Origin of the sequence: Acidovorax sp. Leaf191 (genome assembly GCF_001424425.1) — a bacterium.
GTDB lineage: Bacteria > Pseudomonadota > Gammaproteobacteria > Burkholderiales > Burkholderiaceae_C > Acidovorax.
Window position 1 is genome coordinate 295,204 of the sequence record NZ_LMPT01000018.1, and the last position, 23,508, is coordinate 318,711.

At 67.6% G+C, this 23,508-nt stretch carries 17 protein-coding genes; 13 read left to right on the top strand and 4 right to left on the bottom strand.

The window, feature by feature from the left end:
• The first annotated feature begins 19 nt into the window (after window positions 1-19).
• The 3 genes from ASG27_RS13025 to ASG27_RS13035 all read left to right on the top strand — a co-directional run bounded on the left by ASG27_RS13025 (window position 20) and on the right by ASG27_RS13035 (window position 9,983).
• The gene (locus ASG27_RS13025; RefSeq protein ID WP_056417721.1) at window positions 20-2,308 is read left to right on the top strand and encodes a methyl-accepting chemotaxis protein; all 2,289 of its coding nucleotides are present in this window, start codon (window positions 20-22) and stop codon (window positions 2,306-2,308) included.
• Between the two features lie 54 nt (window positions 2,309-2,362).
• Entirely contained in the window at window positions 2,363-8,641 is a 6,279-nt protein-coding gene (locus ASG27_RS13030; RefSeq protein ID WP_056417723.1) for an Hpt domain-containing protein, read from the top strand.
• Window positions 8,642-8,813: 172 nt separating this feature from the next.
• Entirely contained in the window at window positions 8,814-9,983 is a 1,170-nt protein-coding gene (locus ASG27_RS13035) for a PilT/PilU family type 4a pilus ATPase (RefSeq protein ID WP_082485979.1), read from the top strand.
• A gap of 177 nt (window positions 9,984-10,160) precedes the next feature.
• Here ASG27_RS13035 and ASG27_RS13040 read toward each other — a convergent pair whose 3' ends face one another.
• A complete protein-coding gene (locus tag ASG27_RS13040) occupies window positions 10,161-11,645 on the bottom strand; it encodes a cryptochrome/photolyase family protein (RefSeq protein ID WP_056417727.1) in 1,485 nt (494 codons plus the stop codon).
• Between the two features lie 21 nt (window positions 11,646-11,666).
• Between ASG27_RS13040 and ASG27_RS13045 the strand changes: the two genes are divergently transcribed.
• From ASG27_RS13045 to ASG27_RS13070, 6 genes are all read left to right on the top strand, one after another.
• A complete protein-coding gene (locus ASG27_RS13045) occupies window positions 11,667-12,266 on the top strand; it encodes a YqgE/AlgH family protein (RefSeq protein WP_056167512.1) in 600 nt (199 codons plus the stop codon).
• Complete coding sequence (gene ruvX / locus ASG27_RS13050) at window positions 12,263-12,700, top strand: Holliday junction resolvase RuvX (RefSeq protein ID WP_056167514.1); 438 nt, start codon at window positions 12,263-12,265, stop codon at window positions 12,698-12,700. Before ASG27_RS13045 ends, ruvX begins: the two co-directional genes overlap by 4 nt.
• Complete coding sequence (pyrR, locus tag ASG27_RS13055; RefSeq protein WP_056417728.1) at window positions 12,697-13,218, top strand: bifunctional pyr operon transcriptional regulator/uracil phosphoribosyltransferase PyrR; 522 nt, start codon at window positions 12,697-12,699, stop codon at window positions 13,216-13,218. The genes ruvX and pyrR overlap by 4 nt, the downstream gene beginning before the upstream one ends.
• A gap of 2 nt (window positions 13,219-13,220) precedes the next feature.
• Complete coding sequence (locus ASG27_RS13060) at window positions 13,221-14,183, top strand: aspartate carbamoyltransferase catalytic subunit (RefSeq protein WP_056167520.1); 963 nt, start codon at window positions 13,221-13,223, stop codon at window positions 14,181-14,183.
• Window positions 14,184-14,385: 202 nt separating this feature from the next.
• Window positions 14,386-15,678 (top strand): dihydroorotase, encoded by a 1,293-nt coding sequence (locus ASG27_RS13065; RefSeq protein WP_056417731.1) that lies wholly within the window; start codon window positions 14,386-14,388, stop codon window positions 15,676-15,678.
• A gap of 177 nt (window positions 15,679-15,855) precedes the next feature.
• Window positions 15,856-16,596, top strand: coding sequence for a lysophospholipid acyltransferase family protein (locus ASG27_RS13070; protein ID WP_056417735.1), 741 nt, complete (start codon window positions 15,856-15,858; stop codon window positions 16,594-16,596).
• Between the two features lie 224 nt (window positions 16,597-16,820).
• On the opposite strand, the gene ASG27_RS26740 is transcribed toward ASG27_RS13070, so the two are convergent.
• Entirely contained in the window at window positions 16,821-17,204 is a 384-nt protein-coding gene (locus ASG27_RS26740; protein ID WP_156370729.1) for a DUF6869 domain-containing protein, read from the bottom strand.
• Window positions 17,205-17,357: 153 nt separating this feature from the next.
• Window positions 17,358-17,783, bottom strand: coding sequence for a tetratricopeptide repeat protein (locus ASG27_RS26745; protein ID WP_156370731.1), 426 nt, complete (start codon window positions 17,781-17,783; stop codon window positions 17,358-17,360).
• A gap of 252 nt (window positions 17,784-18,035) precedes the next feature.
• Between ASG27_RS26745 and ASG27_RS13075 the strand changes: the two genes are divergently transcribed.
• The 3 genes from ASG27_RS13075 to ASG27_RS13085 all read left to right on the top strand — a co-directional run bounded on the left by ASG27_RS13075 (window position 18,036) and on the right by ASG27_RS13085 (window position 20,577).
• On the top strand, window positions 18,036-19,268 hold the full coding sequence (locus ASG27_RS13075; protein WP_056417738.1) for a Yip1 family protein: 1,233 nt from the start codon (window positions 18,036-18,038) through the stop codon (window positions 19,266-19,268).
• 332 nt (window positions 19,269-19,600) lie between these two features.
• On the top strand, window positions 19,601-20,191 hold the full coding sequence (locus ASG27_RS13080) for a DUF4166 domain-containing protein (protein WP_235504040.1): 591 nt from the start codon (window positions 19,601-19,603) through the stop codon (window positions 20,189-20,191).
• Window positions 20,188-20,577 carry a thiol-disulfide oxidoreductase DCC family protein gene (locus ASG27_RS13085; RefSeq protein WP_056417742.1) on the top strand — a complete coding sequence of 130 codons (390 nt, stop codon included), beginning with the start codon at window positions 20,188-20,190 and terminating at the stop codon, window positions 20,575-20,577. Before ASG27_RS13080 ends, ASG27_RS13085 begins: the two co-directional genes overlap by 4 nt.
• Window positions 20,578-20,665: 88 nt before the next feature.
• On the opposite strand, the gene ASG27_RS13090 is transcribed toward ASG27_RS13085, so the two are convergent.
• The gene (locus ASG27_RS13090) at window positions 20,666-21,730 is read right to left on the bottom strand and encodes an ABC transporter ATP-binding protein (RefSeq protein WP_056417745.1); all 1,065 of its coding nucleotides are present in this window, start codon (window positions 21,728-21,730) and stop codon (window positions 20,666-20,668) included.
• Window positions 21,731-21,860: 130 nt separating this feature from the next.
• Here ASG27_RS13090 and ASG27_RS13095 point away from each other — a divergent pair, with 130 nt between their 5' ends.
• Window positions 21,861-23,486, top strand: coding sequence for an ABC transporter permease (locus ASG27_RS13095; protein ID WP_056417749.1), 1,626 nt, complete (start codon window positions 21,861-21,863; stop codon window positions 23,484-23,486).
• Window positions 23,487-23,508 lie beyond the last annotated feature (22 nt).

A 23,508-nucleotide genomic window follows, 5' to 3' on the forward strand; every position in this document is an offset into this window, starting at 1 on the left:
TTTTCTGTAAGGCTGCACCATGTCCGTCGTCAATCAATTTGGAAAACTGTTCAACCGGAAACCTGCCACGCCGGACAACGGCGCGACGGCGGGCACTGCCGACGATGGGCAGGATCTCCTGGCCACGGGTTCGCTGGACGGCGCGCAACTGCGCGATGCGTACCAGGCCGAAGCCATGAACAGCGTGCAGGGCGACCCTGACGGCTACGCGCCGGAGCTTTCGGCTGCAGACGTCGAGGAAGACCTGATCTCCCTGCCCATCCTGGGCCGCGCGACGGCCGCGGCCCACCAGCGCCGGCTGCTGGCCCTGCTGGGCGTGGGCGTGCTGGTGCTGGGTGCCATTGCCTTCTGGGTGCTGCAGCAAGCCGACCGCTCCGCACAGCAACTGGCCGCGACCGGCCAATCGCTGATGCAGTCGCAGCGTCTGGCCAAGTCGGTGTCGCAGGCGCTGGTGGGTAGCCCCCAGGCCTTCCCCGACGTGGTGGAAAGCTCGGGCGTGCTGGCGCGCAACGTGCGCGGCCTGAACGCTGGCGACAACGAACTGGGCGTGCAATCGCTGGGCGAGCCCTACAAGCCGGACCTCGATGCCGTGAACCCGCTGATGGAACGCGCAGAGCGCAACGCCAGCGTGGTGATGGGCCAGCAAAAGATCCTGACCCAGGTGGGTGACGCTCTGCGCACCATCAACCGCCAGTCCTCCGACCTGCTGGAAATCGCCGAAACGGTGTCGTCGCTCAAGCTGCAGCAGAACGCGCCCGCCGCTGAAATCTCCGCCGCCGGCCAGCTGGTGATGCTGACCCAGCGTATCGGCAAGTCCGCCAACGAATTCCAGACCATGGAAGGCGTGAGCCCCGAGGCCGTGTTCCTGCTGGGCAAGGACTTGAACTCGTTCAAGGAAATCGCCCAGGGCCTGCTGGACGGCAGCCCCGAACTGCGCCTGGCCGCCACGAAGGACGCCCAGACCCGCGAGCAACTCGAGTCGCTGATCAAGCTGTACGAACAAACCCGCACGCAAGCCAGCGCCATCCTGGGCAACCTGCAAGGCCTGGTGTCTGCGCGTGAAGCCCAGTCCGCCATCATTGCCGACAGCGAACCCCTGCGCCGCCAGCTGGAAGGCCTGCAGTCCAAGCTGTCCGCACAAACCGGTGTGGGCGGCGGCCAACTGGCAGCCCTGGCCCTCGCCGGCCTGTTCGTGATTCTTTGCGGCGTGGGCATCTCGCGCGTGCAACTGCTGGACAGCCGGGGCCGCCAGGCCGCTGCCGAATCGCAGCAAAAGGACGCCAAGCGCCAGGAGCAGGAAGCCAAGCGCGTCAACGACGCCAACCAGGCCGCCATTTTGCGTTTGATGAACGAACTGCAGTCGGTCGCTGAAGGTGACCTGACCCAGGAAGCGACCGTGACCGAAGACATCACGGGCGCCATTGCCGACTCGGTGAACTACACGGTGGAAGAACTGCGCCAGCTGGTGGGCAGCGTGCAGAACACGGCGACCCGCGTGGCACAAACGACCGCCCAGGTGGACAGCACCTCGACCGAACTGCTCGCCGCCTCGACCGAGCAGCTGCGCGAAATTCGTGAAACCGGCCGCTCCGTTCTGGACATGGCGACCCGAATCAACGAAGTGTCCACACAGGCGCAAGAGTCCGCCACGGTGGCCCGCCAGTCGCTGCAAGCTGCCGACTCCGGTCTGCAGGCCGTGCAGAACGCCATTGGCGGTATGAACTCCATCCGCGACCAGATCCAGGACACCTCCAAGCGGATCAAGCGCCTGGGCGAATCGTCGCAGGAGATCGGTGAAATCACCGAGCTGATTTCCGACATTACCGAACAGACGAACGTTCTGGCCCTGAACGCTGCCATCCAGGCAGCGTCCGCTGGTGAAGCCGGTCGCGGCTTCTCGGTGGTGGCAGAAGAAGTGCAGCGACTGGCTGAACGTTCCGCAGACGCCACGCGCCAGATCTCGGCGCTGGTGAAGGCCATTCAGACCGACACGCAGGATGCCGTGGCCGCTATGGAGCGCTCCACGCAGGGTGTGGTGGAAGGGGCCCGACTGTCCGACAGCGCCGGTACCGCACTGACCGAAATCGACCGCGTGTCGCGCCGCCTTGCTGAACTGATTGAGCAGATTTCGTCTTCGACATCCCGCGAAGCCGTGCTGGCCAACGAAGTGGCCGACAACATCCAGCACATTTTCGCGGTGACCGAGCAAACCGGTGAAGGTACCCGGACCACCGCACAGCAGGTGCGCGAACTGTCGCACATGGCCGAAGAACTGCGCCAATCGGTGGCACGGTTCAAGATCGCCTGACGCGTCAGCAGTTAGTCATCAATCAGCTGGCTCATAGCGGCCGGGGACGAATACATGTCATCTATGGATGTCAACAATGCACCGGCCGCAGACTGGTCCCAAGGGGACCAGGACCTGGGACCTTTGGCCTGGGTGCTGGATGAACTGCGCAAATCGCTGGACGGTGCGGTCAAGGCCATGCGCCGCTTCGTGCGCGATGCCGAAGTGGCCCGGGAGTCGGATCTGGCCGCGCTGGACGCGGGCTCTCTGCGCATAGCGCGCCAGCAACTGCACCAGGCGTGCGGCGCGCTGGAAATGGTGGGCATGGGCCCGCCGGCGCTGGTGCTGCGGTCGATGGAGTCTGCCGTCCAGAAGTTCGTGCAGCGCCCCGAGACCTGCAGCGACGAAGCTGCGGCCGTGATCGAGCGCGCCAGCTTCGCCCTGATCGAATACCTGGAGACGGTGCTGGCGGGCAAGCCTGCCTCGCCGGTGGCGCTGTTCCCGCAATACCGCGAGGCCCAGGCCCTGGCCGGGGCCGACCGCGTGCACCCCGCAGACCTGTGGCCCGTGGAGCGCCGTTTCCGCGAGCCGGAAGGCACCGTGTCCGTGCCGCCGCTGCCCTATGGGCCCGAAGCCCGCGCGCGCCTGGATTCCGCGGTGCTGCGCATCGTCAAGTCGGGCGACATCAAGGCGGCGATCAGCCTGCGCGATACCTGCCTCGGGTTCGTCGCTGCCCAGCCGGACCGCCAGTCCCGCGCCTTCTGGAAGATCTGCGCCGGCTTCTTCGAAGCATTCGGCACGGGCCTGCTGCCCCCTGACGTGTATGTGAAACGCGTGGCGTCCCGCGTGCTGATGCAGTACGCGACGCTGGCCAAGGGCGACACCACCATCGCCGACCGCCTGGTTCAGGACCTGCTGTTCTTCTGTTCCCAGGCCAAGCCGGCCGAAGGAACGCTGGACCAGGTGCCTTCGCTGCGCGCCGTGCGCCAGGCGTTCTCGCTGGACCGATTCAAGCCGGTCGACTACGACACGCCCCGCTTCGGCCGCTTCGACCCTGCCGTGCTGGCGCAGGCCCGTAAGCGCATCGCTGCAGCCACGGAAACCTGGTCCGGCCTGGCCGGCGGTGACCGCAACAAGCTCAAGCCCGCGGCGGACCAGTTCAGCCTCGTGTGCGATTCCTTGCGCAAGCTGCACCCCGGCAGCGAGAACCTGGCCCAGGCGCTCACGCGCGTGGTCGAATCCACCACCCGTTCGGGCGAGCCACCGTCGGCCGCCCTGGCGATGGAAGTCGCCACCTCGGTGCTGTATCTGCAGGCTGCTTTCGAAGAACTGGACGCTGGCGACGAGCAGATGGGCGTGCGCGCCACCCGCCTGGCGGAGCGCCTGGACGCCGTCGGCGCCGGTGCGCAGCCGGAGCCGCTAGAACAATGGATGGAAGAGCTGTACCGCAGGGTCAGCGACAACCAGACCATGGGCAGCGTGGTGGACGAGTTGCGGGCCACCCTGGGCGAGGCCGAAAAGGCGCTCGACCAGTTCTTCCGCAACCCCCAGGACACGGCCATTCTGGCCGCGGTGCCCGGCCATCTGGCGCAAATGCGCGGTGTGCTGTCGGTGCTGGGCCTGGACCAGGCCTCGCTGGCCGTCGTGCGCATGCGCGACATGGTCGAGCGCCTGTTGATCAACGAAGTGCCCGAGGCCGAGCGCCAGGGCGTCTTCGAGAAGCTGGGCAACAGCCTGGGCGCGTTGGGCTTCCTGATCGACATGCTCAGCTACCAGCGCACCATGGCACGCAAGCTGTTCGTGTACGACGAGGACTTGGGCGAGCTGCGCATCCTCATGGGCAAGGCCCGTCCCCGTGCATCGGACGCCGTGGAAGAGTCGCCGGCCAAGCTGGAAGAGCGCTCTGCGATTCCGGTGCCCGACGTGCTGCCGCGCTTTCCGGTGCAGGAGCCGATCAGCGCACCGACCGACTTCGGCTCCTTGCAGGAGCTGCCGGATTTCCCCGCGGCCGCTCCGGCCGAGGAACCGGCCCTGGCCCCCGAAATATCCTTCGACGCACCGGACCTGGGTGCCGGTGCCGCAGCACCCGCTGCCGCTCCCGCCCCCACGATCACCCTGCGCGAAGCGCCCGCCATCGAAGACGAACTGCTCGAGGTGTTCCTCGAAGAAGCGCGTGAAGTGGTGGTCAACGGCCTTGCCGCCATCGACCTGCTGCGCGACGAACCCGGCAACCTGAGCGAGCAGACCACGCTGCGGCGTGCTTTCCACACGCTCAAGGGCAGCTCGCGCATGGTCGGGCTCAACGACTTCGGCGAAGCCGCCTGGTCGATGGAGCAACTGCTCAACGCCTGGCTGGCCGAGCAAAAGCCCATGCAGCCCGAGTTGCTCCAGCTGTCGTCGGATTCCTTGCAGGCCTTCAGCCGCTGGGCAGACGACATCGCGGCCGGACGGCATGCAGGCTGGGAGCCTGAACCCTTCCGCAAGTCGGCCGATGCGATGCGCCTGGATGGCACGCTGCTGCCGCTGGCGCTCCCGTCTGCCGACGGTTCGGTGGCCCCTGCCGCCGCCGAGCCCGAGCTGGTGCCCGCAGAGCCCGAACTGGCGGCTCCCGAAGCGCAGCCGCTGGTGGCCGATCTGCCACCGGTGTTGCCCGAGCCCGTGGCCGAAGAAGCCGCTCTGGCGGTCGAAGAAGAATTCACGATTCCCGACTTCGAGGCCACGGAGATCGCGGAGCACGGGCCCGAAGAAATCGCTGCAGTGCCCGAAGTGGCCGAGGACATCGACTTCTCGGTCTTCAGCGCTGCGCTGAACGAATCCGCGCCTGGTGGCGAGGCACCTGCCGCGCTGGATACGTCCAGTGTGGACTTCGTGCTGGACCTCGAACTGCCCGACCTTGAGCCCGTGGCCGCCGCCGAGCCGCGCGCCGACGATGCGCTGTCTCTGGCTGCCGAACCGGCTGCCGAGATGCCCGTTCAGGAGGCCGATGCGCCGCCCGCCCTGCCGCCCCTGGAGTCGGTGGAGGAAGTCGAATTCCTGGAAGCCCAGGAATTTGCGGAGCTGGAAAAACTGCTGGACGCCGGCGAGCCGGAGCCCGAGGCTTTGCTGCCAGCCGAACTCCCGGAAGCCTCTGTGGAGGCTCCCGTGGAGTCGCCCGTGGCCTTGGTGGCCGACGAGGTGCCCGATGCAGAACTGCAAGCACCAGCGCCTGCCGCGGCCGAGCTGGACGAGCCCCTGCAACTGGACGACTCCGCCAACGATGACGCCGTCAAGGTCATCGACACGCTGCGCATTCCGATCCCGCTGTACAACGTCTACCTGAACGAAGCCGACGAATGGTCGCGCCGCCTGGTGACGGGTCTGCAGGAATGGTCGCTGGAGCTGCACGAGCCGCTGCCCGACAACGCGGTGGCGTTGTCGCACTCGCTCGCCGGCAGTTCCGCCACCGTGGGTTTCACCGGCCTGTCCGAAATGGCCCGCACCCTGGAACATGCGCTGCAGCATGTGCAGTTCCAGTCCGGCGGCACGCAGGAGCAGGCCCAGGCCTTCATGGCTGCGGCGGAAGACATTCGCCGCCTGCTGCACCAGTTCGCTGCGGGGTTCCTGAAGGAGCCCAGCCAGGAAGTGCTGGAGCAACTGCGCCAGATCCTCGAGACCGAGGTCGAGAACACCCTCACGCCGCCCGAGGAAGACCTGGTGGATGCGTTCGCGGCCGAGTCCGTGGAGCCAGAGCCCGCGCCACCTGCCGTGGCACAGGCGCCCGCCGTGCCCGAAGAGGCCGAAGAACCCCAGTCGTTTGCCGAGTCGACGCTCGACCCCGCGCCGCTGATCGTGCCGCAGGGCCATGTGGCCCCGGCCCTGTCGGTGGTGGCCCACGACCAGGACCAGTTGGTCGACGATGCCATCGCCCACGCCGTCGCCTTGTCGTCGGACGTGGACGACGATATCGACGCCATCGACGTCATCGACCCCGACCTGTTCCCGATCTTCGAGGAAGAGGCTGCTGAACTGCTGCCCCAGCTGGGTGGTGCACTGCGCCAGTGGGCGTCCCGCCCCGACAACCTGGGCGCACGCAGCGAGGTGCTCCGCGCACTGCACACCCTCAAGGGCAGCTCGCGCCTGGCCGGTGCCATGCGCCTGGGCGAAATGGCGCACAGGCTGGAATCGGCCATCGAACACCTCGATGCCGAGACCGTCACGTCCGACCAGATCGAGCCGCTGCAGGGCAGTTTCGACGGCCTGCAGGCCAACTTCGAAGCCTTGCGCGCGATTGGCCAGAACGCATCGGACACCGTGGTGTCGCTGCCCGTCGAGCCCGCACGTGGCCCGGCTGCGGCCGCAGCACCGGCGGTATCCGCCGCTGGCGATGCAGCCGCTCCGGCAGCCACAGCGCCTGCGCAAGCGGGCGTGCCTGCAGCCCGGCTGCCCGGCCCGTCCCAACTGGCGCCCTTGCGCGTGGCCGCCAACCAGTCGGTGCGCGTGCGCGCGCAGCTGCTGGACCGCCTGGTCAACCAGGCGGGCGAGGTCATGATCAGCCGTTCGCGCCTGGATGTGCGCCTGGGCCAGTTCCGCAGTTCGCTCACCGACCTGTCGGGCAACCTGGACAGGCTGCGCCAGCAGCTGCGTGACATCGAAGTGCAGGCCGAGTCGCAGATGCAATCGCGCCTGGCGCTGTCCAAGGACTCCGCTGCCGGGTTCGACCCGCTGGAGTTCGACCGCTTCACCCGCGTGCAGGAACTCACCCGCATGATGGCCGAATCGGTGAACGACGTGGCCACCGTGCAGCGCAACCTGCAGCGCGCCATGGAAGGCGCCGAAGACGATCTGATCGCCCAGGGCCGCCAGGCCCGCGAGCTGCAGCGCGACCTGCTGCGCACCCGCATGGTGGAGTTCGAAGGCATTGCAGAACGCCTGTACGCCGTGGTGCGTCAGGCCTCCAAGGAGACCGGCAAGCAGATCAAGCTCGACATCACCGGCGGCTCCATCGAAATGGACCGCGGCGTGCTGGACCGCATGACGCCTGCGTTCGAACACTTGCTGCGCAATTGCGTCGCCCACGGTATCGAAGACCCGCAGGTGCGCACGGCGGCGGGCAAGCCGGCCTCCGGCACCATCACGGTGGACCTGCACCACGAAGGCAACGACGTGTCGGTCGAGTTCCGCGACGACGGCGCAGGCCTGAACCTGCCCCGCATCCGCGAGAAGGCGCTGGCGCAGGGCATCGTGGAAGCCGGTGTGGAGCTGAGCGACGCCGATGCCGCCAACCTGATCTTCATGCCCGGTTTCTCCACAGCATCCGAAGTGACCGGCCTGTCGGGCCGGGGCATCGGGATGGACGTGGTGCGCGCCGAGATCAACGCTCTGGGCGGCCGCATCGAGACCTCGACCGAAGCCGGCAAGGGCGCTGCGTTCCGCATGGTGCTGCCACTGACCACGGCGGTGACGCAGGTGGTGATGCTGCGTGCAGGCGACCTGGCCATTGGCGTGCCCGCCAGCGTGGTCGAGATCGTGCGGCGCACCTCGTCGCAGGATCTGGAAGAGGCCTATCGCACGGGCACCTTCGACGACGGCACCGAAAAGCTGCCGTTCTTCTGGTCCGGCGCGCTGCTGCAGGCTTCGGCCCGCAGCCACGAGCCTGCCGGCAAGACCCGCCCTGTGGTGATCTTCCGAAGCGCCGCTCAACGCATTGCCATGCACGTGGACGAAGTGCTGGGCAACCAGGAAGTCGTGGTGAAGAACCTCGGCCCGCAGCTGTCCCGTCTGCCTGGCCTGGCCGGCATGTCGGTGCTGGCCTCGGGTGCCGTGGTGCTGATCTACAACCCCGTGGCGCTGTCCACGGTGTACGGCGACCAGGTGCGTGCTGCCAGCGTCGGCCTGCCACCCATGCAGGATGCGGCCGGTGCAGGTGCAGGTGCGGGTGCGGGTGCCGGCAAAGCCGTGGTGTCGCCCCAGCTGGCGGGACCGAGCCAGGTGCCCCTGGTGCTGGTGGTGGACGATTCGATCACGGTGCGCCGCGTCACGCAGCGCCTGCTGCAGCGCGAAGGCTACCGGGTGTCCCTGGCGGCCGATGGCCTGCAGGCGCTCGAACGCCTGCAGGAGGAGCGGCCGACCGTGGTGCTCTCCGACATCGAAATGCCGCGCATGGACGGGTTCGACCTGGCGCGCAACATCCGGGCCGACGGTGCACTGCGCGACCTGCCCATCATCATGATCACCTCGCGGATCGCTGAAAAGCACCGCGAGCATGCGATGGAGCTGGGCGTGAACCACTACCTGGGCAAGCCGTACTCGGACGAGGAACTGCTGAGCCTGATCCAGCACTATGCGCGCCTGGAGGCCGCGGCCGCCGAGGCTTGACCAGGGCACTGCAGGAGCAGATGCCCGGATCGGTGGACGAAAGAGATAGAGACGAGACGAGACGAACGAATGTGTGCCGCGGCATGCGGCCCCCTGAAGGAGCTGCATGCCCGGTTCTCACACAGTTCCTGCAACGGGCGCCCTGGAGGCGCCCTTTTTTTTCGAGCGTGCCATGCCCTCAGAGTCCGATGTCGTGATCGAGCCCCACCCACCCGCACCGTTCGGTGACAGCCGGCTGCTGGCCTGCCTGGCCCTGGTGGCGCGGGAAAGGGCCTCGGACCTCTTCCTGCTGGCGGGGGCGCCGCCCACCGTCAAGCGGCAGGGGGACTTTCTGCCGATCAGCCAGCAGGTGCTGCCTGCGCAGGACATCCGCACCATGGCCTATTCGATCATGGGCAAGGCGCAGCGCCATGAGTTCGAAAGCACGATGGAGTGCGACTTCTCGTACGCGACGGCAGAGGGCGATCGCTTTCGGGTCAACGTGCACCTGCAGCGCGGCCAGGTGGGCATGGTGATCCGCCACGTGGCCTCGCGGATCGCCACCCTGGACGAGCTGGGCCTGCCCAAGGTGCTCAAGGAGCTGGCTTTCCTGAAGGGTGGCCTGGTGCTGACGGTGGGCTCTGCGGGCTCGGGCAAGACGACCACGCTGGCCGCGCTGCTGGACCACCGCAACACCAACGCGCCCGGCCACATCCTCACCATCGAAGACCCGATCGAGTACCTGCACCCGCACAAGAAATCGCTGATCACGCAGCGCGAGGTCGGCATCGACACACGCTCCTACGACGAGGCCCTGCGCCGCGCGATGCGCGAGGCGCCCAACGTGATCATGATCGGCGAGATCCGCGACCGCGCCACGATGCAGCATGCGCTGCACTACGCCGAGTCGGGCCACCTGTGCGTGTCCACCCTGCATGCGCACAACGCCAACCAGGCGGTGCAGCGCATCCTCAATTTCTTTCCGGAGCATGCGCACAAGCAACTGCAGATGGACCTCTCGCTGAACCTGCGGGCGGTGATTGCGCAGCGGCTCATCAAAGGCGTGTCGGCCCGCCTGGTGCCCGCCACTGAAGTCATGCTGCTCACGCCCTACGTGGCCGACCTCATCCAGAAAGGGCAGGTCGACGAGCTCAAGACGGCAATCAGCCGGGGTGTGGAGCAGGGCATGTGCAGCTTCGACCAGTCACTGTATGCGCTGGCCGAGTCCGGCGCGATCAGCGCCGAAGAGGCCATTGCCCATGCGGACAACCGCACTGACCTGTCGCTCAAGCTGCGGCTGGCCGCCGGGGGCTCGCTCACGGTGGCGGGGATGAGCATGCGGGAGAACACGCCGCTCGTCTGAGCGATGTGGCGGATACCGATTTGCCTCCAGAAAATACGAGAACCTGTCCCTGCTGAGCATTCCACGAGCTCAGGACGGGGCTTGGGGGCGGGCCTGAGGAAGCGCCGCGCAAGGCTTCGACAGGCTCAGCTCGAACGGTGTTGCATCATCGACCGCCCCTCGGTACGAAGGTCAAGCTCAGGCGCTGGCCTTCACCACCGCATACCGCTCCAGCGTCTGCTGCCGCGCGGTGTCATGGTCCACGATGGGCAGGGGGTAGTTGCCCCCCAGTTGCACACCGGCGCTCTGCAGCTCCAGAGGCTTGGCCTTCCAGGGGGCATGCAGCGCCGCGTTCGGCAACCCGGCCAGCTGGGGCAGGTAGCGGCGGATGAACTTGCCCTCGGGGTCGAACTTCTCGCTTTGGCTCACCGGGTTGAAGATGCGAAAGTAGGGCTGCGCATCGCAGCCGCTCGAGCTGGCCCACTGCCAGCCGCCGTTGTTGGCCGACAGGTCGAAGTCGTTCAGCTGCAGCGCAAAGTAGGCCTCGCCCCGGCGCCAGTCCAGCCCCAGGTCCTTGACCAGAAAGCTGGCCACCACCATGCGCAGCCGGTTGTGCATGTAGCCCGTCTGGTTGATCTGCGCCATGGCGGCGTCCACCAGCGGGTAGCCGGTGCGGCCCTCGCACCAGGCCGCGAACAAGGCATCGGCCTCGGGCCCGGTCTCCCACGCGATGGCGTCGTAGGCGGGCTTGAAGCTATCGGTCACCACGTGGGGGTGGTGGTACAGGATCTGAAAGTAGAAGTCCCGCCAGATCAGCTCGCTCAGCCAGGTGGCAGCGCCGGGGCTGCCTTGGCTGGCGCGCTCGTGGGCGGTGCGGGCCAGCAGGCGGGGCGATATGGTGCCAAAGCGCAGGTGCACGCTCAGGTAGCTTGGGCCCTTGACGGCCGGGAAGTTGCGCGTGTCCTCATACTTGTCGATGCGCTCTATAAAGTCCGCCAGCAACTGGTGGGCGCCCTGGCTGCCGGTGGGGATCTTCAACTGCGCCAGGCCCGCGGGCTCGAAGCCCAGCGCCGCCAGCGTGGGCACGGGCCTGCGGTGGCCCGCTGGCCGGGGCGCCAGCCGCGCGGCGTGCCGCTCCACCGGGTAGCTGCTCAGGTAGAACGCATCCACCTTCTTGAGCCACGCGTTCTTGTACGGCGTGAACACGCTGTAGGGGTGGCCCGCCTGCGTCATCACCTCGCTGCGCTCGAAGACCGTGTGGTCCTTGAAGGTGTGCAGTGCACGGCCCTGGGCCGCCAGCCGGGTGCGGACGGAGGCGTCCCGCGCGATGGCCTGCGGTTCGTCGTCATGGTTGGTGTACACGGCCTCAACGTCCAGCGCGGCGGCCAGGTCCGGCACCGCATCGGCTGCCGCGGCGTGGTGCACCACGATGAGCCCGCCATGATCGTGCCCTGACAGGGTGCGCAGGGCGGCGTCCAGCTCCACCAGCGTCTCGCGGATGAACTCCACCCGCCGGTCCGTGCGGGGCAGCGCATCGAGGATATCGGTGTCGAAGACAAAGGCGCAGTGCACCTGCTGGCACTGGGTGAGGGCGTGGTACAGGGCGGCCTGGTCCTCGGTGCGCAGATCGCGCCGAAACCAGACCAGCCCGCTTGAATAGGAGGGCGCCGAAGGGGGCTGCATGTTCACCGTTAAAATTGCGGAATGTCCTCCGATTCTGCGCCCATCAACCTGACGCATCACTTCCTGATCGCGATGCCCGGCCTGGAGGATGAGTCTTTCGCGCGCAGTGTGGTCTACCTGTGCGAGCACAGCGAACGCGGTGCGCTGGGCCTCATCATCAACAAGCCCACCGACATCACCCTGAAGGGCCTGTTCGACAAGGTCGATCTGTCCCTGCGGCGCGAAGACCTGACCCAAGAGCCCGTGTTCCAGGGCGGCCCGGTACAGACCGAGCGCGGCTTCGTGCTGCACGAGCCCATGCTGTTCGAGAGTGCCGAGGCGGATGAATCCGTGTACGCCTCCACCATGACCATTCCGGGCGGCCTGGAGATGACCACTTCCAAAGACGTGCTCGAAGCCCTCTCCACCGGTGCGGGCCCCCGCCGCGTGCTGATCACGCTGGGCTATTCGTCCTGGGGCGAAGGGCAGCTCGAGACCGAGCTGGCCGAGAACGCCTGGCTCACCGTGGCGGCCGACCTGTCGGTGATCTTCGACACCCCCGTGCCCGAGCGCTACGACCGGGCCCTGGCGCTGCTGGGCCTCAAGGCCTGGATGCTGTCGCCCGAGGCGGGGCACGCATGACCGTTGCGCCCGTTCACCACGAGCCCCCCGAGCAACCCGCCGTTCCCGCGCATTTCCAGACCTTTTTAGCTTTTGACTTCGGCCTCAAGCGCACGGGCGTGGCCACCGGCAACCGCATGCTTCGCAGCGCGACACCCCAGCGCACCATCCAGGCCGAGGGCGACGCCCGCTTTGCCCATGTGGCCGAGCGCATCAAGGAGTGGCAGCCCGACGCCCTGGTGATCGGCGTGCCCTACCACCCCGACGGCGCCAGCCACGAGAACACCGCGCGCGCGCTCAAATTCGGCCGCCAGCTGCGCGGACGCTTCGGCCTTTCGGTGTTCGAGGTGGACGAACGCTACAGCACCACCGAGGCCATCGCCGGTGGCGCCAAGGACGCCGATGCCGCCTCGGCCTGCATCATCCTGGAACAGTTTTTGAGGACCCTCCCATGACCACCCCGACCCCCTCCATCGCGGGGAGCCTCGTGCTCGATGCCGAGGCCCTGTACCGCGAGCTTCTGCGCGGCGTGCGCAGCATGCACACCGGCACCACGCGCCTGGTGGGCATCGCCTCCGGCGGTGCCTGGCTGGCCGAGCGCCTGCAAAAGGACCTGGGCCTCGAAGGCCCCGCCGGCGTGCTGTCGTCGGCCATGCACCGCGACGATTTTGCCCAGCGCGGCCTGGCCGCCAGCGCGCAGACCACGCTGCCGTTCGACGTGAACGGCGCCGACGTGCTGGTGCTCGACGACGTGCTCTACACCGGGCGCACCATCCGCGCCGTGCTCAACGAATTGTTCGACTACGGCCGCCCCGCCAGCGTGCGCCTGGCCGTGCTGGTGGACCGCGGCGGGCGCGAGCTGCCGGTGCAGGCCGACTTCGCCGCCGCGCGCGTGGCGCTGCCCGCATCGCAGTCGCTGGCCCTGGCGCGTGACGACAGCGGCACCTTCCATTTCCAAGTCAAAGAGGCCTGACCGTGCTGAAGAAGCGCAACCCCCAACTCAACGGCAACGGCGAACTCATCCACCTGCTGTCCATCGAAGGGCTGCCGCGCGACATCGTCACGCACATCCTCGACACGGCGGCCAACTTCGTCTCCGTCAACGACCGCGAGGTCAAGAAGGTGCCGCTGCTGCGCGGCAAGAGCGTGTTCAACCTGTTCTTCGAGAACAGCACGCGCACGCGCACCACGTTCGAGATCGCGGCCAAGCGCCTGTCGGCGGACGTGATCAACCTGGACATCGCGCGCAGCTCGGCCAGCAAGGGCGAGTCGCTGCTCGACACCATCGCCAACCTCTCGGCCATGGCGGCCGATTTGTTCGTGGTGCGGCACAGCGAGTCGGGCGCGCCGTACCTGATTGCCCAGCACGTGGCGCCGCATGTGCACGTGATCAACGCGGGCGACGGCCGGCATGCCCACCCCACGCAGGGGCTGCTGGACATGTACACCATCCGGCACTACAAAAAAGATTTCAGCAACCTCACCGTGGCCATCGTGGGCGACGTGCTGCACTCGCGCGTGGCGCGCTCGGACATCCACGGCCTGACCACGCTGGGCTGCCCCGAGGTGCGCGTGGTGGGCCCGCGCACGCTGGTGCCGTCCGACATGTCGCAGATGGGCGTGCGCGTGTGCCACACGCTCGAAGAAGGCATCAAGGACGCCGACGTGATCATCACGCTGCGCCTGCAGAACGAGCGCATGAGCGGCGCGCTGCTGCCGTCCAGCCAGGAGTACTTCAAGAGCTTCGGCCTCACGCAGGAGCGCCTGCAACTGGCCAAGCCCGACGCCATCGTGATGCACCCGGGGCCCATCAACCGCGGCGTGGAGATCGACTCCGCAGTGGTGGACGGCAAGCAGAGCGTGATCCTGCCGCAGGTGACTTTTGGCATCGCGGTGCGCATGGCGGTGATGTCGATCGTTGCCGGAAATGAAGCGTGACCCCCCTGAGCCGCTTCGCGTCTTCCCCCCAAGGGGGGACGCCCCCGGTGGCCCGGCGAAGCCGGTTCCACGGGGGCACTGGCGTTGGTACTGCTGCGGTGCATGCGATGGCGGGCATGGTTGCATGTAATGCAATTGCTATGTTTTTTGTAGCTGCTGGCGCTTGTCTATCAAGCGGTAGCGGCCCATTTGGCTTGAAATCATGAAAATCCTGATCCAGAACGGCCGTGTGATCGACCCTGCCTCGGGGTTCGACCAGACCTGTGACATTGCGCTGGCGGCGGGCCGCATCGTGGGGGTGAACCGCGTGCCGCCCGAGTTCGCGCCCAACCGGGTGATCGATGCGGCGGGCTGCATCGTGCTGCCCGGGTTGGTGGACCTGGCGGCGCGCTTGCGCGAGCCGGGGTATGAGCACGAAGGCATGCTCGAATCCGAGATGGCCGCCGCCGTGGCCGGGGGTGTGACCAGCCTGGTGTGCCCGCCCGATACCGACCCCGTGCTCGACGAGCCGGGGCTGGTGGAGATGCTCAAGTTCCGCGCCGAGAAGCTGCACCAGTCGCGGCTGTTCCCGCTGGGCGCGCTCACCCGCAACCTCGCGGGCGAAGTGCTGACCGAAATGGCCGAGCTGACCGAGTCCGGCTGCGTGGGCTTCGGCCAGGCCGAGGTGCCGCTGGCCAGCACGCAGGTGCTGCAGCGCGCGCTGCAGTACGCGGCCACCTACGGCTACACCGTGTGGCTGCGCCCGCAGGAGATGCATCTGGGCAAGGGCGTGGCCGCCAGCGGCCCGCTGGCTACCCGCCTGGGCCTCTCGGGCGTGCCCGTGGCGGCCGAGACGATCGCGCTGCACACCATCTTCGAACTGCTCAAGACCACCGGCGCGCATGTGCACCTGTGCCGCATCAGCAGCGCGGCCGGCGTGGAGCTGCTGCGCCGCGCCAAGGCCGACGGCCTGAAGGTCACGGCCGACGTCAGCATCAACTCGCTGCACCTCACCGACGCCGACATCGGCTTCTTCGACAGCCGCGCGCGCCTGTCGCCGCCGCTGCGCCAGCAGCGCGACCGCGATGCACTGAACGCCGCCCTGCTGGACGGCACCATCGATGCGCTGGTGTCCGACCACACACCGGTGGACGAAGACGCCAAGACCCTGCCGTTCGCCGAAGCCGAGCCCGGCGCCACCGGCCTGGAGCTGCTGCTGTCGCTGGCGCTCAAGTGGTCGCAGGACAGCGGCGTGCCGCTCGCGCGCGCGCTGGCCGTGGTCACCTCTGAGCCCGCCCGCGTGCTGGGTTCTGCCCTGGGCACGCTGCAGGCCAGCGTGGGCCAGATCGTGGAGGGCGGCGTGGGCGACCTGTGCATCCTGGACCCCGGCGCCGCCTGGGTCGTGCAGGGCAACGCGCTGCGCAGCCAGGGCAAGCACACGCCGTTCTCCGGCTACGAGCTGCCGGGCCGCGTGCGCATGACGCTCGTGGGCGGACAAGTCGCGTTTGATCGGTAGCCCCCCTGTGCCGCTTCACGCCATGCACCCAAGGGGACGCCACCCTTGGCCCGGGAAAGCCGGTTCCATGGTGGAACGGTCGTCGGCCGCGCCAGTCGTGCCTGGCGTGCCGGGCATGCTGATTGGGCGACCGCTGCAGGGCCGGTCCGTACGGATGGATCGATACGGACCATTGGCATGAGGCATCTGCGCGCCGGCTGGCGCTTGCTGCGTCTGCTGGGCCACATTGCCAAGGGGCTGTGGATCGTGGCGCTGCGCTTTCCGGCACTGTCCGAGGACCAGCAGCACGCGCATGTGCAGGCGTGGTCGCTGCAGCTGCTGGCCCGGCTGGGCATCCGCCTGCGCGTCGTGGGCCAGCCGCCGGTGGCGGGGCCGGTGCTGCTGGTGGCCAACCACATCTCGTGGCTCGACATTCCGGTGATGCACGCCGGGCGGCACTGCCGCTTCGTCTCCAAGTCCGACGTGCAGGGTTGGCCGCTGATCGGCACCCTGGCCACCGCGGCCGGCACCCTGTACATCGAGCGCGGCTCGCGCCGCGACGCGCTGCGCATGGTCAAGTCCATGCAGGACGCACTTGGGCGCGGCGAGGTGCTGGCCGTGTTCCCCGAAGGCACCACGGGCGATGGCCGCGACATGCTGCCCTTCCACGCCAACCTCATCCAGGCCGCCGTCGCCGCCCAGGCGCCGGTGCAGCCCGTGGGCCTGCGCTTTGCCGACAAGGCGACGGGCGCAACAAGTTTTGCGCCCAGCTATATCGGCGACGAGACCCTGGTCGGCTCCATCTGGCGCACGCTCAGCGCACCGCCGATCGAAGCGGTGGTGCACTACGGCGAGATCCAGCAGCCCGAGGGGCGCGACCGCCATGTGTGGACGCAGCATTTGCACGATACGGTGGATACGCTGCGGCAGACGGGGTGAGAATTTCGGGACTTGAATGGGTTGTGTTTTGACTCTCCTGCGCTGCGCGGGAGTACAGGCTGAATGGTTTGGACAAGCGGCCTGAACCGATGACTGGGATCGGCCAGGAGCCGCCGATGGCGCTTATCGAAAGCGGACATTCAATGCCAAATTTGCCCGAAGGAGTGCACCCCTCGTGGACTTTAGCAATCGGGCGTCAGCGTCAAACGACTCGGTAGATCTCACTACCACCCCCGCGTTGCAACAGCACCCATACGCTCCCACACGGACTCGGCGATCTCGCTCCGCCACACACCACCAAGCAGCAGCGCAAACCGAGGATCGAGTTGTGCCTGTCCGACAGCTCGGTCAATGAACGCTTCGCCGTGAAGATTCATCAGTTCTTCCAAAGGATCCGCAGCCAGAACTGAAAAGCGCCGGTCTTCGTCTGGACGACCGATTTGCTCCAGTATCAGGAGGATGCAGGTCCATGCAAGCTCGGGGAAGTCGCGCGGCAACTCCCAGTCCAAACTGGAGTCGCCAACGCCGGGGCCACTTGCTGGCGTGTTTGATTCGCGCCAGGCATGGAGCCATTCTTCAGCAATCTCGGATGGGGGGCGGTCGATCATGGGCTAACGTTGGGGTTAAGTGGCACGCAGCGGGAACGCGTCTCTATCGTTTCTCTGAGGGGTAATTGCGCCGAAAATCTCCCGTGCAATAGGCCTGGACGCGCCCGCGGTGGTGCCTGATTACAGTTCGTGCTCGTGGTCAGCTACTGATGCTCAGGGGTCCCGCGCCGCACGGCAGATCTCTTCGCGAAGTAGTTCAAACTGGCGCAAGTAGTAGGAGCGTGGGAGCTCTCGCGAGGTATCAAAGTCTGGTGAAGTGAGACGTTGCTCGGCTTCTTGAAGCACGCTCTCCGCCAAATTTGACATTTCAAATGCACTAATCAAACTCTGCGCATAGAACAGCAGAGGTTGCGGACTTAGCGGATCAATCAAAGCCGCTTCCCGATACAGCTCGTGCGCTTTGTCATAGCACCCAGCACGAGCCTCCATTTCACCAAGGTTGTGTAGAAAGAAGCCCAAAGACTCGTTGTCGCCTGCCTCTCGCGATTGAGCAATCAGCTTGTTGAAACCTGCTCTGGCAGCGGTGTAATCCTTGGCAGTTGCTGCGAAGACAGCTGCGCGGTACTCAGGGTTGGTCATGGAAGCGACTGTAGAGTGAATGTATGGCCGCTCTGGGGAGTTAGACCCACGGGCTGCTCAGGGCCCTGAGTCGACAGTGGGCACCCTTCCCGAAAGCAGCCACTGGCCTCGCTCGCTAAAACCGTGCATATTCCACGGTTATAGCCGCGGGGGCTGCTACACACCGGCCCCATCCACGCGTTTTTTCCGTATCGTCCGCATCTTTCGCCGGCCTGCAGCCTTCTGCAGGCCTTTCACTGCCGGGAGGGCACCATGAACCTGATCGAACGCGCCAAGAGCATTCTTTTGCAACCCAAGGAGACCTGGGTCGCCATCGACACGGAGTCCACCGACGTCGCCACGCTGTTCACCCGCTACGCGATGATCCTGGCGGCCATTCCGGCGGTCTGCGGGTTCATCGGTATGTCGCTGATCGGGTTCGGTGGGTTCGGCGTCACCATCCGCGTGCCGTTTCTCGCCGGGCTGGCGAACATGGTGGTGTCGTACGTGCTCAGCCTCGTGGGCATTTTCGTGCTGGGCCTCATCATCGATGCGCTGGCCCCCACGTTCGGCGGGCAGAAGAACCCCATCCAGGCCCAGAAAGTGGCGGTGTACGCCAGCACCGCCGCGCTGCTGGGCGGCATCTTCAGCCTGCTGCCGTCGCTGTCCGTGTTGATGCTGGTGGCTTCGCTGTATTCCATCTACCTGCTCTACACCGGCCTGCCGGTGCTGATGAAGAACCTGCCCGAAAAATCGGTGGTCTACACCGTGGTGGTCATCGTGGCGGCGATCGTGGTGGGCGTGATCATCGGTGCGGTCAGCTCGATCTTCATGCCGCGTGGCGGGGCGTTGATGGGGGGTGCGGCAGGCTCTGCCATCACCATGGAGACCGCGGGCGGCAAGGTGTCCATCGATACAGCCGGGCTGGAGGCCGCGGGCAAGAAGATGGAAGAGGCCGCGCGCAAGATGGAAGAAGCGCAAAAGAGCCAGGACCCGGCCGCCATCGCTGCCGCGGGCCAACAGGCTGCTGCGGCGGCTGCGGGCGCCCTGGGCGGCGGCCAGGTGGTGGCCGCGCAGTCGCTCAAGGCCGCGCTGCCCGAGAAGCTGGCGGGCCTGCCCCGCACGGGTTTCGACGTGCAGGACGGCGCAGCGCTGGGCCTGCCCACCAGCCAGGCCCGTGCGCAGTACGGCAGCGACGAAAAGCAGGTGCGCCTGGAGATCGTGGACGTGGGCGGCCTGGGCCAGATGGCCGCGATGGCGATGGGCATGGCCCAGGGCGAAAAGGAAGACCCGTCCAGCGCTGAAAAGACCTGGCAGGAAGGCGGCCGCACGCTGCACACGCGCTACCAGAAGGACGGCAGCCATGCGGAGTTCAAGGCCATCCTGAAGAACGGCCTGGTGGTCAGCCTCGAAGGCGACAAGGTGGGCGTGAAGGAACTGCAGGGCTACATGTCGCAAGTGGACTTGAATGCCCTGGAAGGCCTGCAGCGCAAGGGCAAGTCCTGAAGCGCAATAGCACCCTCTGAAGCGCTGCGCGCGTCTCCCGCCTCTCTAGATTCGCTGCGCGATTCTGGAGGGGGATGTTCAGAGCACACCAGCGAAGCGCCGCATCCGCGCTCGCGCCCGCGCCCGGGGCGGCCCTTGCGCGGGGGGCACTGGCTTTGGCCGCGCCAGTGGCATGCGCTGCGGGTGGTGCGGGTGGCGCGTTGCACCGGTATGCATGCCGGCTTTTGAGCGTGGGGCACTGGCAGGGTCGGTAGACTGGTCGGCATCGGCAGCGTGGCCGTCCGTCCGTTGGCGACGGTGGTCTTCGCTGGACTGATACCCTCACTTTGCCCATGCCCGACACGTCCGCACCCTCCCACCCCTTGCCTATGTACCAGCGCGCCATGGGCCCGGCCTTCGCGCGCCTGGCACCGGCGCTGGCGCGTTTTCACAGCCTGTCGGGCCAGCACCGGCTGGAAGGGCAGGTCGCGGTAGAGGCCCCCGCGGGCGTCGTGGGCCGTGTGCTGGCCTGGGCGCTGGGGGCGCCGCAGGCATCGGTGCGCGGCAGCATCGTCTTCGAGCTTCAGGCCACGCCGCTCGCCGAGGTGTGGACCCGCCACTTTCCCGCGCGCACCATGCGCTCGACGCTGCGCGCATCGGGCGGCCAGGTGGTCGAGCACCTGGGTGCGGCGCGCCTGGGCTTCACCTTGGTCGAGGCACAGGGCCGCCTGGTCATGCGCCTGGAGAGCCTTCACTTTCTGGGCGTTCCGTGCCCCGCATGGCTGCGCCCGCAGATCGTGGCCGAGGAGACGGGGCAGGGCGACACGCTGCACTTTCATGTGCAGGCCACCGTGCCCTGGGTGGGGCGGGTGGTGCACTACCGGGGCCACCTGGTCGTGCCGATCGCGCCGGCCGTGCCGGCTGGGCAGGAGGCGTCCGCATGATCGTGGTATTCGACGCGCAGTGCCTGCTGTGCAATGGCTGGGTGCAATTCATCTTGCGGCACGACCGCGCCGGGCGCATTCGGTTCGCGTCCATGCAGGGGGCCACGGGCCGGCAGCTGCTGGCCGACGCCGGCCTGCGGGTGGACTCGTTGCAGACCCTGCTCGTCATCGATGGCGCCCGGAGCTGGCAGCACACCGCCGCCATCCTGCGCGTGTTGCACGCGCTGGGCTGGCCGTGGCGGCTGGCGTGGGTGGGGTGGCTGGTGCCCGCACCGCTGCGCGATGCGCTCTACCGCTGGGTGGCGCGCAACCGCTACCGGATCTGGGGGCGGTCAGAGGTGTGCATGGTGCCTTCGCCCGAGACCGCTGCACGCTTTCTGGACTGAAAAATCGCAGCGCTGTTTCATCAAAAATGATAGCTGCTTGCGCTTGATGGACAAGCGGTAGAGCCCGTTCTGGCTCACATACGGGCCATCATGCACGCGGGAAGGTCACCACATGGTCCACCTGCGCGCGAATGCCGATCCACTCGCCCAGCGCATGGTTGTGGTGGCTGGGCACATGGGCCAGCACGGTGTGGCCGCTGGCCAGGCGCAGCGTGTACAAGAACTCCGACCCGCGGAACGACTTGCGCAGGATCTGCGCCTGCACCGGGGCGGCGTCGTCGTGCACCACGTCGTCGGCGCGCAGCAGCACGTCGCACTCGCCGCCCGCGTAGCTGCCGGGCAGCGGGCATTCCTCCAGGTCGGTCAGCTCGCCCAGCGGCGTCTGCGCGATCACGTTGTCACCGCGCTGCACCAGCGTGGCGGGCGCGAACACGCCGTGCCCGATGAAGTCGGCCACGAAGCGGGTGGCCGGGCGGTGGTACAGGGTGTACGCGTCGTCCCACTGGTGCAGATGGCCTTCGTGCATCACGCCGATCACATCGCCGATGGCAAAGGCTTCAAGCTGGTCGTGCGTCACGAACAGCGCCGTGGCGCCCGCGGCCTTCAGGATGCCGCGCACCTCGTGCGCGAGCCGCTCGCGCAGGTCCACGTCGAGGTTGGAAAACGGCTCGTCCAGCAGCATGAGCTGGGGGCGCGGTGCCAGGGCCCGGGCCAGCGCCACGCGCTGCTGCTGGCCGCCCGACAGTTCGTGCGGAAAGCGGTTCTCGCTGCCTGCCAGGCCCACCAGCTCCAGCACCTCGGCCACGCGCGCAGCCTGCTCGGCCTTGGACAACCGGTGGATGCCGAACGCCACGTTGCGGCCCACGGACAGATGCGGGAACAGCGCGTAGTCCTGGAACACCATGCCGATGCGCCGCTCTTCGGGCGGCACGCTCACGGTGGCGCTGCTCACCACCTGCTGGGTCAGGCGGATCTGGCCGCCGGCCACGGGCTCCAGCCCGGCCACCGCGCGCAGCAGCGTGGTCTTGCCGCAGCCCGACGGGCCGATCAGCACGCCGATATCGCCTGCATTGAGGCTGAGATTGACGCCTTGCACGGCGGCCTGCGCGCGGCCGGCATAGCGCACGTCGAGTTGGGAGACCTCAAGAAACATGCCCCAATTCTAGGCGTACGCACGAATGCTTAAAATTCGCATTTGCATTCCCGAACCATGCCTGGCCCCGCCACGCCGGGCGTGCGTCCCTGGTCCCTGATTCCCTGACTCCTTCGCCGAGCCCCCTGCCTTGCGCCGCATCTCCTTCGCCCTTCGCTCCATCCCGCTGATCCTGTTTGCCGGTTTCCTGTCGCTGCCCGTGCTGGCGGTGCTGGCGTCGTGGCTGCCGTTCGGCCAGGGCGACGCGCAGGCGGGCAGCATCCTGCGCGAGATGGCGTCCACCGTGCTGCCCGGCTATGTGTGGACCACGCTGTGGCTCAGCCTGCTGGTGGCGGTGGGGGCGGCCATCGTCGGCACGGGCACGGCGGCGATGGTGACGCTGTTCGACTTTCCGGGCCGGCGCACGTTCGAATGGCTGCTGCTGCTGCCGCTGGCCATGCCGGCGTATGTCACCGCGTATGCGTACACCGACTTCTTGCAGTTCAGCGGGCCGCTGCAGGTGGGGCTGCGCAACACCTTCGGCCTGGAAGGCCGCCTGCTGCCCGAAGTGCGCAGCCTGGGTGGCGCGGTCTGGGTGTTTATCTTCTCGTTGTACCCGTACGTCTACCTGCTGGCCCGCACCGCGCTGGGCGAGCGCGCAGCGCACCTCATGGAAGCCGCGCGGCTGCTGGGCGCGCCGCTGTCCCGCCGCATCCGTACCGTGGCCCTGCCGCTGGCGCGCCCCGCCGTGGCGGCCGGGGTGGCGCTGGTGCTCATGGAGACGCTGGCCGACTTCGGGGTCACCAGCTACTTCGGCATCCAGACCTTCACCACCGGCATCTACAAGGCCTGGCTGTCCATGGACAACCGGCTGGCCGCCGCGCAGCTGGCCACCATCCTCCTGGTGCTGGTGCTGCTGCTGCTGCACATGGAGCACCGCGCGCAAAAGCGCATGCGCTTTGCGGCCGGCGGTGGCCGCGCGGGCTCGGCCGAGGCGCAGCCTGTGCGGCTGCGCGGTGCGCGCTGCGCGGCCGCCTGGGCCATCTGCCTGGTCCCGGTCGCCATGGGCTTCGTGGCGCCGGTGTTCTTCATGCTGCGCCCGCTGGCAGCCGACTGGTCGGTGCTGCCGTGGGAGCGCTTCGTGGGCTGGGCCTGGAACAGCGTGCGCCTGGGCGGCATCACCGCCGGCCTGGCCGTGGTCGTGGCGCTGGGCCTGGCGTTTGCGCTGCGCCGCCAGCCCGACCGCATCACCCGCGGCGTGGTGCAACTGGCCAGCGTGGGCTACGCCGTGCCGGGCGCGGTGATCGTGGTGGGCCTGCTGCTGCCCGTGGGCTGGCTGCAGGCCGCCGTGCCGCAGTGGGGCGTGGGCGCGCTGGTCACGGCCACGGCGTTCGGCATCGTGTGGGCGTACCTGGTGCGCTTTTGCGCGGTGGCACTGCAGTCGATGCAAAGCGGCTATGCGCGCATCCCGCCCAACCTCGATGCCTCGGCCCGCATGCTGGGCGCGGGCAGCGCGCGGCTGTTGGCGCGGGTGCACTGGCCGCTGCTCAAGCGCTCCACCGCCGCGGCGGCGCTGCTGGTGTTCGTGGACGTGATGAAGGAGCTGCCCGCCACCATGGTGCTGCGGCCCTTCAACAGCGACACGCTGGCCGTGGTGGCCTACCAGTTGGCGCGCGACGAGCGCCTGGGCGAGGCGGCGCTGCCGTCGCTGGCGCTGGTGGCTGTGGGGCTGGTGCCGGTGATTTTGCTGAGCCGCACGCTGCGCAGCAGGAGCTGACGCTGACGCAGGCGGTGCGCGC